General features: G+C 64.0%; 14 protein-coding genes. 1 reads left to right on the forward strand and 13 read right to left on the reverse strand.

The window, feature by feature from the left end:
- Positions 1-126: 126 nt before the first annotated feature.
- The 9 genes from GTP44_RS18245 to GTP44_RS18285 all read right to left on the reverse strand — a co-directional run bounded on the left by GTP44_RS18245 (position 127) and on the right by GTP44_RS18285 (position 11,442).
- The gene (locus tag GTP44_RS18245; protein ID WP_161020550.1) at positions 127-1,791 is read right to left on the reverse strand and encodes a peptide chain release factor 3; all 1,665 of its coding nucleotides are present in this window, start codon (positions 1,789-1,791) and stop codon (positions 127-129) included.
- 57 nt (positions 1,792-1,848) lie between these two features.
- Positions 1,849-6,426 carry a pilus assembly protein gene (locus GTP44_RS18250; protein WP_161020551.1) on the reverse strand — a complete coding sequence of 1,526 codons (4,578 nt, stop codon included), beginning with the start codon at positions 6,424-6,426 and terminating at the stop codon, positions 1,849-1,851.
- 9 nt (positions 6,427-6,435) lie between these two features.
- Positions 6,436-7,014, reverse strand: coding sequence for a pilus assembly PilX family protein (locus tag GTP44_RS18255; protein WP_161020552.1), 579 nt, complete (start codon positions 7,012-7,014; stop codon positions 6,436-6,438).
- The gene (locus GTP44_RS18260) at positions 7,011-8,225 is read right to left on the reverse strand and encodes a PilW family protein (protein WP_161020553.1); all 1,215 of its coding nucleotides are present in this window, start codon (positions 8,223-8,225) and stop codon (positions 7,011-7,013) included. The genes GTP44_RS18255 and GTP44_RS18260 overlap by 4 nt, the downstream gene beginning before the upstream one ends.
- 2 nt (positions 8,226-8,227) lie before the next feature.
- Positions 8,228-8,653, reverse strand: a complete 426-nt coding sequence (locus GTP44_RS18265; RefSeq protein ID WP_161020554.1) for a type IV pilus modification PilV family protein — start codon at positions 8,651-8,653, stop codon at positions 8,228-8,230.
- Entirely contained in the window at positions 8,650-9,276 is a 627-nt protein-coding gene (locus tag GTP44_RS18270; protein WP_161020555.1) for a pilus assembly FimT family protein, read from the reverse strand. Before GTP44_RS18270 ends, GTP44_RS18265 begins: the two co-directional genes overlap by 4 nt.
- Positions 9,264-9,689 carry a type IV pilin protein gene (locus GTP44_RS18275; protein ID WP_160990168.1) on the reverse strand — a complete coding sequence of 142 codons (426 nt, stop codon included), beginning with the start codon at positions 9,687-9,689 and terminating at the stop codon, positions 9,264-9,266. The genes GTP44_RS18270 and GTP44_RS18275 overlap by 13 nt, the downstream gene beginning before the upstream one ends.
- A gap of 101 nt (positions 9,690-9,790) precedes the next feature.
- A complete protein-coding gene (locus tag GTP44_RS18280; protein ID WP_161020556.1) occupies positions 9,791-10,777 on the reverse strand; it encodes a sensor histidine kinase in 987 nt (328 codons plus the stop codon).
- Positions 10,774-11,442 carry a response regulator gene (locus GTP44_RS18285; RefSeq protein WP_161020557.1) on the reverse strand — a complete coding sequence of 223 codons (669 nt, stop codon included), beginning with the start codon at positions 11,440-11,442 and terminating at the stop codon, positions 10,774-10,776. The genes GTP44_RS18280 and GTP44_RS18285 overlap by 4 nt, the downstream gene beginning before the upstream one ends.
- Before the next feature lie 192 nt (positions 11,443-11,634).
- Between GTP44_RS18285 and GTP44_RS18290 the strand changes: the two genes are divergently transcribed.
- Positions 11,635-12,414 (forward strand): Crp/Fnr family transcriptional regulator, encoded by a 780-nt coding sequence (locus GTP44_RS18290; protein ID WP_160990165.1) that lies wholly within the window; start codon positions 11,635-11,637, stop codon positions 12,412-12,414.
- Here GTP44_RS18290 and GTP44_RS18295 read toward each other — a convergent pair.
- The 4 genes from GTP44_RS18295 to GTP44_RS18310 form a co-directional block, all read right to left on the reverse strand.
- On the reverse strand, positions 12,311-13,915 hold the full coding sequence (locus GTP44_RS18295) for a CHASE3 domain-containing protein (RefSeq protein ID WP_161020558.1): 1,605 nt from the start codon (positions 13,913-13,915) through the stop codon (positions 12,311-12,313). The genes GTP44_RS18290 and GTP44_RS18295 overlap by 104 nt on opposite strands.
- A gap of 109 nt (positions 13,916-14,024) precedes the next feature.
- The gene (locus GTP44_RS18300) at positions 14,025-14,657 is read right to left on the reverse strand and encodes a response regulator (protein WP_160990163.1); all 633 of its coding nucleotides are present in this window, start codon (positions 14,655-14,657) and stop codon (positions 14,025-14,027) included.
- A 175-nt stretch (positions 14,658-14,832) separates the two neighbouring features.
- Complete coding sequence (locus GTP44_RS18305) at positions 14,833-15,249, reverse strand: MerR family transcriptional regulator (protein WP_161020559.1); 417 nt, start codon at positions 15,247-15,249, stop codon at positions 14,833-14,835.
- Between the two features lie 17 nt (positions 15,250-15,266).
- Positions 15,267-15,614: an integration host factor subunit alpha gene (locus GTP44_RS18310; protein ID WP_019919772.1), complete on the reverse strand. Its 348-nt coding sequence runs from the start codon at positions 15,612-15,614 to the stop codon at positions 15,267-15,269.
- Positions 15,615-15,713 lie beyond the last annotated feature (99 nt).

Raw genomic sequence — 15,713 nt, forward strand, 5'->3', positions numbered from 1 at the left:
GTGATCAGTGCTGTCGTTCACAAACTGACGCATCTGATTTACGGTGTCATCCGTACTGGCAAGCCTTTCGACCCCAAATACTTATCGAAAAAGCTTGCCATTCAAGACGGTATCTGACACCGTTTTTTACAGCTTGGCGGAGTGCTCGCGGGTGGCGTGGAATTGCAGCTTCGGCCAGCGTTCTTGCGTCAGACGCAGGTTGACGCTGGATGTTGCCAGATAGGCCAGATTGCCGGCGGCGTCATAGGCGACGTTGTGGCCCAGCTGGTCTTCGAAATCCGACAGCGCTTTTTTGTCGTCGCTCGATACCCAGCGCGCGCTGCTGATGGTGGTGCTTTCGAAGACGGCGTCCACGCCGTATTCGTTCAGCAGACGGCTGGCCACCACTTCAAACTGCAGTACGCCGACCGCACCCAGTACCAGCTCGCCACCTTGCACCGGCTTGAAGACCTGTACCGCGCCCTCTTCGCCCAGCTGCTGCAAACCTTTGTGCAACTGCTTGATTTTCAGCGGGTTGCGAATCCGTACCTGGCGGAAGAAGTCCGGCGCGAAGAACGGGATGCCGGTGAACGTCAGTTGTTCGCCTTCGGTGAACGAGTCGCCGATTTGCATGTTGCCGTGGTTCGGCAGGCCGATGATGTCGCCGGCATACGCTTCTTCCACTTGCTCGCGGGTCGAGGCCATGAACGTCACCACCGACGACAGCTTGACTTCACGCCCCAGGCGCAGGTGCTTGACTTTCATGCCGCGCTCGAAGCGACCCGAGCACACGCGCAGGAAGGCGATGCGGTCGCGGTGCGCCGGGTCCATATTGGCCTGGATCTTGAACACGAAGCCGGAGAATGGTTCTTCCTTCGGATCGACCGCGCGCACGGTGGCGTCGCGCTCGCGCGGCGCCGGGGCCCAGTCGACCAGCGCCGACAAAATCTCGCGCACGCCGAAGTTGTTGATCGCCGAGCCGAAAAACACCGGCGTCTGAATGCCCGCCAGGAATTGCTCCAGGTCGAACGGGTGCGAGGCGCCCTTCACCAGTTCCACTTCCATGCGCAGCTGGTCCATCTCCAGCGGGAACATTTCCTGCAGGCGTGGATTGTCGATGCCTTCGATCAAATCGAATGCGCCGTCGGCCTTTTCTTCGCCGGCCTTGAACAGCATGATGGTGTCGTTCAGCAGGTGGTACACGCCGCGGAAGTTCTTGCCCATGCCGATCGGCCAGGTCACCGGCGCGCATTGGATCTTCAGCACCGATTCCAGCTCGTCCAACAGTTCCAGCGGGTCGCGGGTTTCGCGGTCCAGCTTGTTCATGAAGGTGACGATCGGCGTGTTGCGCATGCGGCAGACGTCGAGCAGCTTGATGGTCTGCGCTTCCACCCCCTTGGCGGCGTCGATCACCATCAGCGCCGAATCGACCGCGGTCAGCACACGGTAGGTGTCTTCCGAGAAGTCCTGGTGGCCGGGTGTGTCGAGCAGGTTGACCACGTGGTCGCGGAATTCAAACTGCATCACTGACGAGGCCACCGAGATGCCGCGCTGCTTCTCGATCTCCATCCAGTCCGAGGTGGCGTGACGGCCCGACTTACGGGCCTTGACGGTGCCGGCCATCTGGATCGCGCCCGAGAACAGCAGCAGCTTTTCGGTCAGCGTGGTTTTACCCGCATCCGGGTGGGAGATAATGCCGAAGGTGCGGCGGCGCTGGACTTCACGCGCGATCAGGGCCGGCGTCTTGGCGCTCGCGGCCGCGACGGCGTCGTCGTGATTCTCGGGGATTGTGTTTTCGGTATCGTTGACCATGTGTTCTGCGATCTGAGGCGGTTCTGCTAACCCTCGATTATACCGCCTCTTGCCGCTTTATTGTTGCCCCTTGATGCGGCGCCAGCCAACCCGGTGCGCCGCCGCCGTGTCCAGCTCCTTGGCTGCGCTGGTGACGTTGCTACCGTCGGCCAGCGTGGTGATCAGTTTCAGTTGCCCGCTCGGCAGCCGCACGATGATAAAGCCGACCGCCGCCGAGGTGCTGGACAGCGTGGCCCCGGCCGGATCGCCATTCACGCCCTGCCCGTTGCAGACGTCGATCTGGTACAGGTTGCTGGTGCCGCCCACCGAGCACGCCGACGAGGATGACGGCACGTTGGTGATGATGTTGGCCACGCCACTGACGATCTGCGGGTCGAGGTTCATCCGCTCACCCGGATTCAGGTTCCAGTTGAAGTACCAGCCGTCTTTTTGCGTCAGGTCGACCTGGTTGGCGCTGACCGCGTAAGTCGCGGCGTTGCTGGTGGCGCCGCGCACGCTGAGCACTTGCTGCACCATTTTGGTGGTCGGCAAGGCGCCGAGCGCCGTGCCGCTGTCCTTCACCGCGTACAGGCTCTGGACGTCGGTGTTGGCGGTGTCCGGCACGTCCAGCAGGCGGCCGCTGCCGAACAGCACCATGCGCGCCGCCGTGCCGCGCGTGCTGGTGACGCCGTTGGCGTCGGTACTGGTGACCGGCACGCCGCACAGCGTCACGTCCGGCCGGGTGGTGATCGGCTGGCTGGGGCCGACCGTGCCGATGCGCAGCACGCCGATCGGGCCGGTGGTGCCGGTCAGGTCGAAGCGCCACATCTGCCCCAGCACGTCGCCGCCGTAGATGTAGGTGACGCCGGGATCGGCCAGCGGGTCGTTGCTGATGGCGGTGATGCGCGCCAGCCCTGACGGCGTGGCGGTGTCGCCCGAGGTGGTGGCCTTGGCCAGCACCTCGCCGCTGCCGACATCGACCACGAACAGCGTGCCGACACCGCTGCCACCGGCCACGCCATCGGTGCCGGGCACGTTGTTGTAGCCCGAGGTCAGGAACACCACCCAGCGCCCGCGCCATTTGCCGAACTGCGGATTACCGAAGCTCAGGCCGAAATCGGCGTCGTTGTGCTGCGGGCAGGCCACCGGGTCGGCGCACAGTTCCCACAACACCTTGGGTTGGTCCGGCTCGGTGACGTCCAGCGCGTAGTAGCCGCGCCCGCCCGCGTTGAGGCCGGCCACCAGCACCGTGCGCCAGGCGCCGTTGAGTTGCACATCCGCCACCTCGGGCGAGCCGTCGGCGCTGAACTGGTGGTTGGTGGCATAGGTGGCGCTGGCCAGCGCCGCCATCTTGCGCATGACGATGCGCGGCACATAGGCCCAGCGCTCGGCGCCGGTCCGGGCGTCGAAAGCGTGCAGCATGCCGTCGTTGGCGCCGACAAATACCGTGCCGGCCCGGTTGGCGTAGTCGGCCTTGTACTGTGCGTAGGACAGGTCCGGGTAGCTGTTGTGCGGCTCGCGCACGTAGGCCGGCTTGGACGAGGCGATATCGCCGAGCACAATCGGCACGGTGTTGCCATTGGCGTCGGTCGTGGTCGTGTAGGCGCGGAACAGCTTGTCATCAGCATAGGTTTGCACGCCGCGTAGCCAGTTCACCAGGTTCACGCCGTTGTTGACAATGGCTTTGTCGGCCGCCGACAGCAGCGTGCATTGCGACAGCATCGCGCATTTGTTGGCGAACCAGCTTTGGGTGGTGGCGTCCATCAGGGCGTCGGTGAACAGGAAGTCGACCGGGTCGGCGCCGGGCGCCTGGTCCGGCTTCATCATTTTGATGCGGCGCGTGGCCAGCGCGCTGCCCACCGTGGTGTTGCTGCTCCACTGCGGCGTGTTGATGACCTGGCCGGTGGTGGTGTCGATCTTGCGGTCGGTCAGCTCGCCGTACCAGCGCACGGTGGTGAAGGTGGCGGAGAAAATGTCGTTGTCGGTCAGCGTGATGTTGGGCGTTGACGTGGCGGCTGCTGCCGCAGCGCCGGTGCGCACCTGCATATTGGACAAGGCCTCGCGCAGGCCGTTGACCACGTCTTTCGGGTCCTGCGCGCTGAAATATTTGCCGTGGCCGTTGATGGCGGCATGCCACAGATCGTCCACCCGCTCCTGCACGGTGCTGGCGGTGTTGGTCACGTCGGGATTGGGCCAGACGTAGGCGCCGCCGCCATTCCAAGGACAGCCGCTGGTCACTTGCGTGATCAGGTTGTAGAAGTCGCCGCCGGGCTTGGGCGCGGTGTCGTAGTTCGGCTCGTAGGTCATGATGCCGTCCACGCCCAACCCCAGCGTGTAGGTATTCATGTGCAGATGGGTGTTTTCGCCGGCCGCCGCCGGCACCGAGCCGGGCTTGCTGATGTCCGGTTCCAGCGACGGTCTCAACGAGACCGTACCGGTGCTGGAACCGCCGTTGTACCAGTGCAGCGCAACGTCGGCAATTGATGGCTGGCTCTGCGCGCGCTGGTCGACGCAGCCGGATGCCAGCGTGCAGAAGCGCGCCGGATTCGCGACGTTGTCGTTGTTGAGCACGTTGTTGGTGCTGCTGCCATTCCAGTAACCGTCGGTGGTCAATATCAGGAAGTTGGGCTGGCACGGGTGCTGCACCACTTCCTGTCCGGCGGCGTAGTTGTAGGGTGCGAGGTTGGCGAACATGCGGCCGACATTGTCCATCGCCGTGCGGATCGGCGTGGCGCCGGAGGTGGTGGTGGTGTACAGCGTGGCGTACCAGCCGGCGCGCGCGGCGCCGGTGAATTCCGCCGGTTTCATATCGACCGCGTTGCCGCCCCCGGCCGCCGACAGCTTGACGTAGCCGACCTTGTAGTTGGCGGTGATCGGCGAGAAGGCGATGCCGACCGACGTCTTCATCATTTGCAGCCGGCTCTTGTAGTACACATACCAGTTGGCGAAGTTGGTCATTTCTTCGGCATAGGTGCAGGCGAAGCCGGCGCAATCGACGCGCTCCGCCGATTTGGGATAGGTCTGTCCACTGACAATATTGACGCGCAAAAACGGATTCGGCGCAGCCTGGCCGGGCGTGATGGCGGCATACGTCAGCGGCACGGTATCGATCACCGCCGCCGCATTCACCCAGCTCAAGCTGCCGACATTGCTGACCGACAGCGCAATCGAACCGCCGCTGGACGCGCTGGTGCCGTCTATCAGGCACACGCTGGTGTTGCCCAGCGGCGACGGGCAGTTGCCGCTGCCGCCGATGTACGCGCGGCCGGAACTGTTGCCGGTGCCGATGCCGCTCACCACCGAGGCCGCCACCTGCGCCGCCGTGCGGTTGTTGCCCAGGTTGGCATTAAACAGCAAGACACTGCCGTTGAAGCTGAGGCTGATGCGCGCCGCGCCGCCGGTGGCGCCGCTGAACGTCAACGATGCGGGCGCTATACGCACCATGCTGGACGTGGCCGACAACGCCCACCCGCCCCGCGTGCCGTCGGTGTAGGGGGTGCAGTTGAGCACCGAGAAGCTGCCGGCGCAACTCAGCATCGGCACCACCGCCACGACGTTGTCGGCGCTGAGGTTGATGCCGAAGGCGCTGCAGGCCGGCACGCTGGCCTGTCCGGTCGGCGTGCGCACGCAGGCGTAGTACAGCCTTGCCGAGGCCGGGTTGCCGTTGAAGCTGGCGCTTGACGTGGCGATGATGTTGGCGGCCAGCGCGCTGACCATGATTTGCTGCTTGATGGCGCTGTTGGTGCCGGTGCTGGCCGTCACCGCACCGTTGCTGACGGTGACCACATTGTTGCCGGTGTCCGTCACCTGCACATTGCTGATGCTGAGCGAAGTGGCGGCACTCGACGCGCCGATGCCTATCGTACCGTAAGAAACCATGGCGCCGGCCGGCTGCGAATACGCCGGATAGATGTACGCCCCCACCCGCTTGCCCTGGCATTGGGTCAAGCTGCGGTCGCTGCACCAGCGCACCTTGACCGGCACCGGATAGCCGGCCGGCGCGGCGCCGCCAATGGTGGTCGATTTACAGCTGCGCATGGTCTCATCGGTGCAATACTGGCCGACGCCGATGGTGTAGTAATACGGTCCGGTGGTGATGTCCACCGGCGTGCGGTACGCAAGATCCGGATAGGTGTAGCTGGCGCTGTTGAAGACGCACGCGGAAGAATTGGACGGCTGGCACCATTTCAGGTCCGGAAAGCCGCTCACCAGATTGATGTTGTTGCTGCCGGTGCTAGCAAACAGGTCGGCCCTGCGCGCACCAAAGCCGTCGTTGCTGACCACGGTCCAGTTGCTGGTGTTGGCGGCGTTCTGTTCCGGGTAATACGTGCCGTCGGCCTTGATCGGCACCATGTAGCGAATCGCCGGATTGTAGTACTGCTTGTTGAAGTCCGGACTCATGAACGGCGGATGGCCGACGTTGCAGGCCATCACGCCCTGCGCCAGCGTCTGGCTGCTGCGGCACAGGTTGTCGTTGACGTAGTCCGGCGTGTAGGTCTGGTCCATCGAGCCGGAGTTATCGAACAACAGCATCAGGTTGGGCTTGACGGTGCCGGTGCCGGTGATGTTGAGCAGCGGCACTTGGGCGATCTGCGTGGTCGCCGCCATCGCCGGCAGAACTGTCAGCAAGACCAGCGTGGTTATGGGCTTCTTCATGATGATCTCCTATGGCCCTTTCATGATGACGGCCTGCGTCACCACACCGCCGCCGCGCGGCCCGAACACGCGCGCCGTCACCACGTAATGCAGCTGCGGCGCGCTGGCCAGATTGGGCGCATCGACGCGCAAGGTTTCGCCCAGCGCGCGCGGCCCGGTGGCGCCGGGGCGCGGCGAGGTGGTCTGGCATTTGTTGTTATTCGCGTCGAACGGGCCAGCGAAATTGCACATGCGATGAATGACGTACTCGACCCGGTTGCCGTCGCCATCGGCGGGCAGCGTGAGCGAACCCAGCCAGAAGTTGGGCGTGCTGGCGGTCCATGCCGGCGACAACGTGGCCACGTAGCCGGCCGCCGGCTGGTCCGCCAGCAGGTCGGCTTTGGTGGCCAGGTTGCGCAGGTAGGTGAAGCCGGCGTGCAGACCGGCGTCGGCCGCTTTGGTCAAAGCGGCGTCGTAGGCCAGGTTGCTGGTGGTGAGCGTGGTCGAGGTGCTGGCCCTCAGCAGATAAATGCTGCTGACCATCATCACCGCCAGCATGATCAGCATGATGGGCAAGGCGATGCCGCGCTGGAAAGTGTAGGTGCTCATGGCCGGTACTGTGCGTTGACGATGGGGACGATGGTTTCGAACACACGGTAGCGATAGCACTTCCAACTCAGCGTGTCGCCGGCAACCGCGACGTTGACCTGCACTGGCACCGCCTGCACGCCGCTCGGCACGCTGGTGCCGAACACGGTCGGCATGACGGCGGTGGCCGTGCATGCGCCGCCGGGACGCGGCCGCTCGACGGTCTTGCTGCGCGCCACCACGGCGATGCGCACGGCGGCGATGCGCTGGTAGTCACCGAGGCCGCCAGTGACGCCATCGCCGTCGGCATCGATCATGGCGCCGCTCCAGGCGCCGATCTGCATGCCGCCGTTGGCGGTCGGCAGCAGCTGCTTGCCGTTGTAGGCCGGATTCGGGTCGTAGCCGGCCAGCACCCGCGTATCAAACCCGTACTGCGCCTTGATCGAGACGATGTTGTCGGTCACCGACACGCCCGCCGCCTCGGCTCCTGCCAGGTCGGCGGCGCGCAGCAGCAGCACGCCGTTGTTGACCAACCAGGTATGGAAATGCAGCTGGTCCGGCCGGCCCAGGTTGTACAGATACGTGACATTCATCGCGTAGTTCTGCGTCATGCCGGCGGCAACGTTGTAGCGGTACTGGCTGCCTCCCTGCAACAGCATTTCCGCGCCGCGGCCACTGGCGGGATTGAAGCCGGCGATCTGCATCACCGTGCAAGGCCGGTCCGGCGTCTGCGGCGCGACCACCAGCACATCGCCGGCGCTGTAGCCGTAGGGCATGCTCTCGGCGGCCACCACATAGCTTTCGCCGGTGTAGTTGGCCTTCATCAGCGTGGAGGCGACGCCAGCGTTCGAACTGCCGCTGTTGAACGAAATCACGTCCGGGTTGGCGCCGTTGGATTGAATCACCACCGCCGCCAGCGGCGTAATGCTGACGCCATCGCGCTGGGCCGTCAGCAACTGGTAGCCGCGCTGGTCGCTGAAGTTCGCGCCGCAGCCGGCCACGGCGCGGTCATTCAGGCCCCAGCCGGCGATGGCGGCGTCGCCACTGAGCTGGAACATCGCCAACATGCCGTTTTGCATCGAATCGCCGCCGCCGACCGCCGCATCCTTGTTGGTCTCGCCGCTGACCACCAGCCGCGTGGCGAACAACAACGCCAGCAGGCCGATCACCACGCTGATCATCAACTCCACCAGCGAGAAGCCGGGCGCGCGGCGTTTAAGCAAGGTCTCCATGGTCAACGCGCGATGTAGGCGATGACGCGATGCCGGTTGGCCTCGCTGCGCGCCTTGCGCTGCCAGCGAATCGCAACCCCGACCTGATAGCGATTGGCCGCTGGCTGGTCCGCCACCGCCACCGACAGCACGGCGCCGGGGATGGCCTCCATGGTTTCCGTGACCCATGGCGTCAGGCGCGCGTTGGGCGCGGCGTTTTCGGCCAGATGGTACTGGCCGATGTTGGCGACGTCGGCGGTCATCACGCCGATCAGTTTTTCCGCCGCCAGCGTGGCCTCGGCGCGCATGCCGGCGTCCGACAGCGCAGAATAGGCGCGCGCCTGCAGGCCCACCGTGCCCAGCAGGCCAATGCCGAGCAGGACAATGGCCAGCATCGCCTCCAGCAAGGCGATGCCGCTGTGACGGCGCGGGCGACGCATGGCTTTCATGGCGGGCAGGCCCGGCTATCGGGGCCGGACACGGTCGGATCGCACTTGGTGACCATGCCCGCCAGCGTGATGCTCAGCGCCAGCGCCGGCGTGTCGTTGGCGTATTTGCCGGCAGGTGTCAGCCGCAACTGCGCCAGCCGCTCGGCAAAGGCGGTGTTGACCCAGCCTAGCGCCGTGTAATACACCTGCGACGCGCCATCCGGCCGCGCGCTCGGCCGCAACTGCTCGGCCGATGGCAGACTGCCGGCCGAGCGGAACACCGAGCGGTAGCCGCCGGCGCCCAGCGGATCATTGGCCGCCGGCGCGTCGGTGGTGGACCAGCCTTCCTGGCCCGGCAAGCATTGCGTGTCGGCGCCGGGGTAGCACAAATCGACCTGCCAATCCAACTGGCCACTGTCGGTGTTCGGCGTCAGCGAGATGCGGCTGGCGGTGTTGTGGGCGATCGCCTCGCGCCGCGCCATGCCGAAGCCTTCCGCGTAAAACTCGCCGACGCCGCGCGCCCGATTGGCCAGCAGCCAGCCGCCGGCATTGGGGATGCCGATCGCCAGCATGATGCCGAACACGGCAATGGTCACCATCAGCTCGACCAGCGTGAATCCGGCGTGGCGGCCTACTCGGTACATGCGCCACCCTTGTGGTCTACCCAGCAGCGGGTGCTGGTACCCCAGCCGCTCGGGCTGGCGGTGGTGGCGCGGGTGCCGCTTTCGTTGATGGTGTAGGCGAAGCCGGCCGCCTTGGCGCGGCCGGTGGCGGTGATGGTGTAGGTGGCACTGGTGGCGTTGCTCAACGCATAGGTGAAGTTGGGCGAGGCTTGCGGAAAGCCGGCCGAGGCGTCGAAGCCGGCGTAGCTGCGGTTGTTGGCCCAGAACTGTTCGGCCGCCGGTTGCGCCCCGCCGAGGCCGGTGAAGGCCTCGTTCAGCCGGCCGCGTGTGACGTAATCGCCATACGCGGGCACCGCCACCGCCAGCAGAATGCCGACAATGGCCACCGTGACCAGCACTTCGATCAGTGTAAAGCCCCGCTGGATGCGCCGCATGGCCATGCTCCCCGCTGAGTCATCTCCTGAGGAACAGTGTACGCTTGCCTTCTTGCAATACCCTGAGGGAAGCCTGACAAATCGCTGACAAACGCACAGATTCAGCGAAATTTCACCGTGAACAACGCGCCCTGGCCACCGGACGGTTCGGAAATGCTCAGCTTGGCGTCGTGCACCAGCGCGATGTCGCGCACGATAGCCAGCCCGAGGCCGCTGCCATGGGTCTTGTCGTTCAGGCGGACATAGCGGTTGAAGACGTGCGCGCGCTTCGCCGGTGGGATGCCGGGACCGTTGTCTTCCACCGTCAGCAGACCGGGGCTGACGCTCACCGTTACCGCGCCGCCTGGCGGCGTGTAGCGGATGGCGTTGTCGATCAGATTGTCGATGAGGTCGCGCAGCAGGAAGCGGTCGCCGGTGATGGTGGCCGGCTGGAGGTCGAAGCCGATGTCGATCTGTTTCAGCGTGGCCTGGTCGACGAAGGATTGCACCGCCCCGGCCACCAGCGCGTCCAGCGCCAGCGGCTCCAGCCGGTTTTTTTCGAAGTGATGCGGCTCGGCACGCGCCAGCGATAGCAGTTGGTTGGTCTGCCGTATCATGCGTTCGGTGGTGGACAGCATCAGCCCGATAGACTGCGCGGTGTCCGGCGCGGCATGGCGCGCGCCCAGCCACTCCAGCTGCGTTTTCAGGCCGGCCAGCGGCGTGCGCAGCTGGTGCGCAACGTTCGCCAGAAAGTCCTGCCGCGCCTGCGCGCCCTCGCCGACCTTGGCTAGCAGACCGTTGAAGGCCGAGACCACCGGTTCCAGCTCGTAAGGCACGTCGTCCGCCGCGATGGGGGCGAGGTCGTCGCCTTCGCGCTGGTTCAGTTCGGCGCGCAGGCGGCTCAGTGGCCGCAGCCCGCTGCTGACCGAAAACCAGATCAGCGCCACGCACGCCAGCGCCAGCACAATCTCCAGCAGCACCAGCGTGCGCAGCACCGCTTCGCGCAAGGCCGGCGGCGCCAGCACGTAGGCCAGGGCGCCGGCGCCCAGGTTCATCAGCAGGATGGGCGGGATCAGCCACTTCAGCAGACGCAATCGGATGCTGCTCACGCGACCGGCTCCAGCCTGTAGCCGAAGCCGCGAATGGTGCGAATGGCGACGTCGGCATCGGCGATCTTCAGCCGCAGGCGCGAGATGTAGACCTCCACCGCGTTGAGGCTCAGGTCGTCACCCCAGGGCAGGATGGCGTCGATGATCTGCTGCTTGGAGACCACGCGCGACGCATGCTGCAACAGGTATTCCAGCACCGCCCACTCGCGCACCGACAGCTCGACCAGCCGGCCGCCGACACAGGCGCGTTTGGTGGCAGAGTCCAGCGTCAGATCGCGCAGCGACAGCGCGGCGGGCTTGGCGCCATGGCGGCGCGCCAGCGCCTTGACCCGCGCAACCAGCTCGGCGGTGGCGAACGGTTTGACCAGATAATCATCGGCGCCCTGCTCCAGGCCGCGCACGCGGTCCTCGATGGCGTCGCGCGCGGTCAGCAGCAGCACCGGTACGGTGGCGCCGCGCGCGCGCAGCCGGCACATCACCTCAAAGCCGTCCAGACCGGGCAGGCCGATGTCCAGCACCACCACCTCGACGGACACCGGCCCTTGCAGCAGCAGGTCGGCTTGCGCGCCGTTATCCAGCACCATGACCTGCATGCCGTGGCCGCCCAGCGCGCGGCTGAGGCCGTCTGCCAACACTGCGTCGTCTTCGACCACCAGTAATTGCATATTCGTGCGCCCTGTTAGCGGGATGTGTGCCATTATGCACCTGCCTCAGTAGGAAAGACAGTGACCCTGTAGGAGCAGGACTACATCTGTGCCTGTTCCACACCTACATTTGCGCGTCCCCTCCTCTTATGTTCGCCAATTAACATTCCTCATACAGTTACACCAACACGTAACTAGCTTTTGAGGAACACCATGAACAACACCCAAGTCACCGCAATCACCAAGAATACCTACAAGACTATTGCGTCACGGCCTGCGGTCACCTACAGCGGCGCGCAGCAAAATGAGCTGCTGGGCGCGCTGCCGCGCGAGGTTCTCGAATCGCTGTTTGAGCATCTGGAACTGGTACAACTGCCGTTCGGCAAGCAGGTGTTTGAATTCGGCGCGGCCATGGAATACGTGCACTTCCCCACCACCGCCATCGTTTCGCTGCTGTACGTCATGGAAGACGGCGCGACCACCGAGATCGCCGTGGTCGGCCATGAAGGTGTGGTCGGCGTGTCCTTGTTTGAAGGTGAGCGCGCCATGTGCAGCGCGGTGGTGCAGGCGGCCGGCTATGGCTACCGCATGAAGGCCGAGCATCTGCGCGCCGCGTTCGCCAAAGGCGGCGCCCTGCCGGCGCTGCTGATGCGCTACAACACCGCGCTGTTCGCGCAGATGGCGCAGAACGCCGTCGGTGGCCGTCACAGCTCGATCGAACAGAAACTGTGCCGCTGGCTGCTGGACCGCCTCGACCGCTCGCCATCGAACTCGCTGAAAGTGACCCAGGAAATGATCGCCATCATGCTGGGCGTGCGCCGCGAAAGCATCACCGCCGCCGCCGGCAAGCTGCAGGACGAGGGCCTGATCACCTACCGCCGCGGCAACATCACTGTACTTGATCGCTCAGGCTTGGAGGCGTATGCGGGTGAGTGCTATAAGGTGGCGAAGACGGAATTTGACCGTCTGCGCCTGGATGTAGCGCGTTGCTGATCACTTCGCTGATGGATGGCGGCAGGACGGTGATGGTGGACGGCGCCGCCGAAGCAAACGGCGTCGTTCCCCTGCGCTCCTGACCCGGCGATTCCGGCGGCGGCGCCATGCCCTCGCTGCCACGCAGCGGAATCGCCACTTCGATGCAGGTGCCGGTGTCGCCACGGCCGCGGCGGATGTTCATGGCGCCACCCAATTGCAGCGCGCGCTCGCGCATGCCGAGCAGACCATGCGACATCGGCTTGATGATGGTGTCCGGCGCGATGCCGATGCCGTCATCGATAATCCGCAGCATCAATCCTTCCTGCGTGCGGGTCAGCGTGACCGTCACGAGCGTGGCCTTGGCGTACTTGCGGATATTGGTCAGCGATTCCTGCACGATGCGGAACAAGGCAATCGACAAGTCCCCCGAATGCCGGCTCAGCCCCTCCATCTCGGCCGCCACATTGCAGTCGCAGCGCACCTGTGACAGCCGGCTGAACTCCTGGCAGTAGCTGTCGATCGCCGCGCACAGGCCGAGGTTGTCCAGCAAGCTCGGCCGCAAATTCTCGACGATGCGGCGTTTCATTTCCACCGTTTCCACCAGCGTGCCACGGGCGCGCTTGAGTTGCTCGGCCAGTTCCGGATGGGTGTTGCGCAGCTGCTGGGTGACGGCGGCGATGTCCATGCTGATCGAAGTCAGGTTGGCGCCCAGCTCGTCGTGCAGCTCGCGCGACAGCCGCACCTTCTCCTCCTCGCTGATGCTGATCAGCCGGCGCGACAACACCGACAGTTGCTCGGTACGTTGCTGGACCGTGGTTTCCAGGTTTTCGTTGGTGCTTTGCAGCGCGTACTCGACCGCCGCGCGGTGGGCAAAGCTGCGCCGCACCAGCTGGTAGAACATGATCAGCACCATGATGGCCAGCGCATTGATGCTCACGCCTAGCCACACGGCTTTCTGGTATTCCTGATAGAACATGGCACTGCGCGTGTTGAGCGTCTCGTTCTGCTCCTGCTCCATGATGACGACCAGCAGACGGATTTCGTCCATGCTGGCGCGGTCGTCGCTGAGCTTGGCGATCTTGACGATTTCCTGCAAGCCGCCGTCGCGATAGACGTCGATCGCCTGATTCATGATGCTCAAGCGGCGGCGCACCAGCGTATGCAACTGGGCCAGATTCCTCAGTTGCGACGGATTATCAGCCAGCAGTTTTTCCAACTCGCGAAACTCGGTTTCGCTGTCATTCAGTACGGTGCGGGTCGGGCCAAGGTAGGCATCGCGGTCGGACAGGAAATAGCTGCGCATGCTGCTTTCGGCATCCAGCACCAGCACGTTCAGATATTGCAGACGGTCGGCCACACGCGCGGTCTGGCCAAGCAGGACCTGGGCACCGCGCAACGCCTGCAAATTATGGAACAGGCTAAAACCGTTGACGATCAGCAGCAACGCGCAGGTCACGCACAAGACGGTCTTGTACAGCGGCATGCGGTGGTTGGGCGCTGTTTCTGCGGTGAAATACATCCGTTTCCTTCAAAAATGGGGCTTGGGCCGTAAAAAGCCCAATCTACCAATTATAGACCGGAAGAAAAACGAATGTGACTGTGCGCACACCTACGGTGCGCACATATTGCTATTCGAGAAGATTATTCTTCATGGCGTAGTAGGTCAGGTCCGAATTGGACTGCATGCCCATTTTTTCCATGATGCGGGTGCGGTAGGTGGACACCGTTTTAATGCTCAACGACAAAGCCACACCGATGTCCGACACGGTGGCGCCGCGCGCCAGACGCAGAAACACCTGGAACTCGCGGTCCGACAGCTCGGTATGCGGCGCCTTGTTGGGGTCGCGGTCAAAGCTCTGCGCCAGCAGCTCGCCCACTTGCGAACTGACATAGCGACGCCCCTGAAACACCGTGCGTACAGCGGTGATCAGTTCGTCGGCCTCGCATTCCTTGTTCAGATAGCCGTTGGCGCCCATCTTGAACAGGTTGAGCGCGTACTGCTGCGCCGGATAGCCGGACAGGATCAGCACCGGCAAATCGGGCTGTCCCTGGCGGATGGTGCGCAGGGTATCGATACCACTCTGATCCGGCATGGCGATATCGAGCAACAGCACATCGCAAATTTCGCGGCGGGCGATATCCAGCGCCTCACGGCCGGTACCGGCTTCCGCCACCACCTCGAAGTCATCCGAGGACGAAAAAATCTGTTTGAAGCCTGCTCTTACAATTTGATGGTCGTCACAAATGGCAACGCGTATCATTGTTTCCTCTCGTTGTGTCCGGTATAGACCCGGACTGTCCGCCACCGTGCATCAGCTTTCAGCGCTGATAATCGAATAATATTAAAAGTATAGCAGCAATCAAACGCCAGCCGCGCTGCGCGCCAGCAGTGCGCGCAGCGGTTCTGCCGATGGTGAGCCGATGGTCAACCAATACTCAGCCGATAGTCAGCAAGTCGCGGATGGCCAGCAATTCGTTGCGGATGAAATCACGGTCCAGCGGGGGAATAACGGCTGCGGGTGATGCGCCGTTGACCGCTGAGGCATCATCATACTCCGCGGCGGCGCTGTCATAGCCGCGACTGTCCAGTTTATTGCGCGCGCCGCTGATGGTGAAACCCTGCTCGTACAGCAGTTCACGAATGCGGCGGATCAGCAGCACCTCATGGTGCTGGTAATAGCGGCGGTTGCCGCGGCGCTTGACCGGCTTGAGCTGGGTGAATTCCTGCTCCCAGTAACGCAGCACATGCGGCTTCACGCCGCACAGCTCGCTAACTTCGCCGATGGTGAAGTAACGCTTGGCCGGGATCGGTGGCAACACCGTCCGCTCGGGCTTGACGAGACGCTCGTTCATTACGACTCAGCTCCCGGTCAGGCGGCGCGCGCCATCGGATTGCTCTCTTCCACCATGCCTTTGAGCTTCTGGCTGGCGTGGAAGGTCACGACGCGGCGCGCCGTGATCGGGATTTCCTCGCCGGTTTTCGGATTGCGACCGGGACGCTGCGGCTTGTCGCGCAGCTGGAAGTTGCCGAAACCGGACAGTTTGACGGCTTCGCCGCGCTCCAGCGCGTTGCGGATCTCGTCAAAGAAGGTCTCCACCATGTCCTTGGCCTCGCGCTTGTTCAGTCCGACCTGCTCAAACAACAGTTCGGCCAGCTCCGCCTTGGTCAGCGTGGGCAAATCTTTTTCCGCATCCTGGCGCACCTTGGCAACCTGCATGGCCCGGTGCAAATCGGCAGCCAATGCGGATTGGAGTACGGCGGAATCAACGTCGTTATTATTAATTTTCCAGCCCTGCCTTTATCAAAAATGAACAAG

The organism is Duganella lactea, from assembly GCF_009857505.1.
In the GTDB taxonomy this organism is placed as follows: Bacteria; Pseudomonadota; Gammaproteobacteria; order Burkholderiales; family Burkholderiaceae_D; genus Rugamonas; species Rugamonas lactea.

Excerpts from the sequence above, each read along its gene's own strand:
- GTP44_RS18245 (WP_161020550.1), bottom strand. The coding sequence starts at position 1,791 with ATGGTCAACGATACCGAAAACACAATCCCCGAGAATCACGACGACGCC.
- GTP44_RS18250 (WP_161020551.1), bottom strand. The coding sequence starts at position 6,426 with ATGAAGAAGCCCATAACCACGCTGGTCTTGCTGACAGTTCTGCCGGCG.
- GTP44_RS18255 (WP_161020552.1), bottom strand. The coding sequence starts at position 7,014 with ATGAGCACCTACACTTTCCAGCGCGGCATCGCCTTGCCCATCATGCTG.
- GTP44_RS18260 (WP_161020553.1), bottom strand. The coding sequence starts at position 8,225 with ATGGAGACCTTGCTTAAACGCCGCGCGCCCGGCTTCTCGCTGGTGGAG.
- GTP44_RS18265 (WP_161020554.1), bottom strand. The coding sequence starts at position 8,653 with ATGAAAGCCATGCGTCGCCCGCGCCGTCACAGCGGCATCGCCTTGCTG.
- GTP44_RS18270 (WP_161020555.1), bottom strand. The coding sequence starts at position 9,276 with ATGTACCGAGTAGGCCGCCACGCCGGATTCACGCTGGTCGAGCTGATG.
- GTP44_RS18275 (WP_160990168.1), bottom strand. The coding sequence starts at position 9,689 with ATGCGGCGCATCCAGCGGGGCTTTACACTGATCGAAGTGCTGGTCACG.
- GTP44_RS18285 (WP_161020557.1), bottom strand. The coding sequence starts at position 11,442 with ATGCAATTACTGGTGGTCGAAGACGACGCAGTGTTGGCAGACGGCCTC.
- GTP44_RS18290 (WP_160990165.1), top strand. The coding sequence starts at position 11,635 with ATGAACAACACCCAAGTCACCGCAATCACCAAGAATACCTACAAGACT.
- GTP44_RS18295 (WP_161020558.1), bottom strand. The coding sequence starts at position 13,915 with ATGTATTTCACCGCAGAAACAGCGCCCAACCACCGCATGCCGCTGTAC.
- GTP44_RS18300 (WP_160990163.1), bottom strand. The coding sequence starts at position 14,657 with ATGATACGCGTTGCCATTTGTGACGACCATCAAATTGTAAGAGCAGGC.
- GTP44_RS18305 (WP_161020559.1), bottom strand. The coding sequence starts at position 15,249 with ATGAACGAGCGTCTCGTCAAGCCCGAGCGGACGGTGTTGCCACCGATC.
- GTP44_RS18310 (WP_019919772.1), bottom strand. The coding sequence starts at position 15,614 with ATGCAGGTTGCCAAGGTGCGCCAGGATGCGGAAAAAGATTTGCCCACG.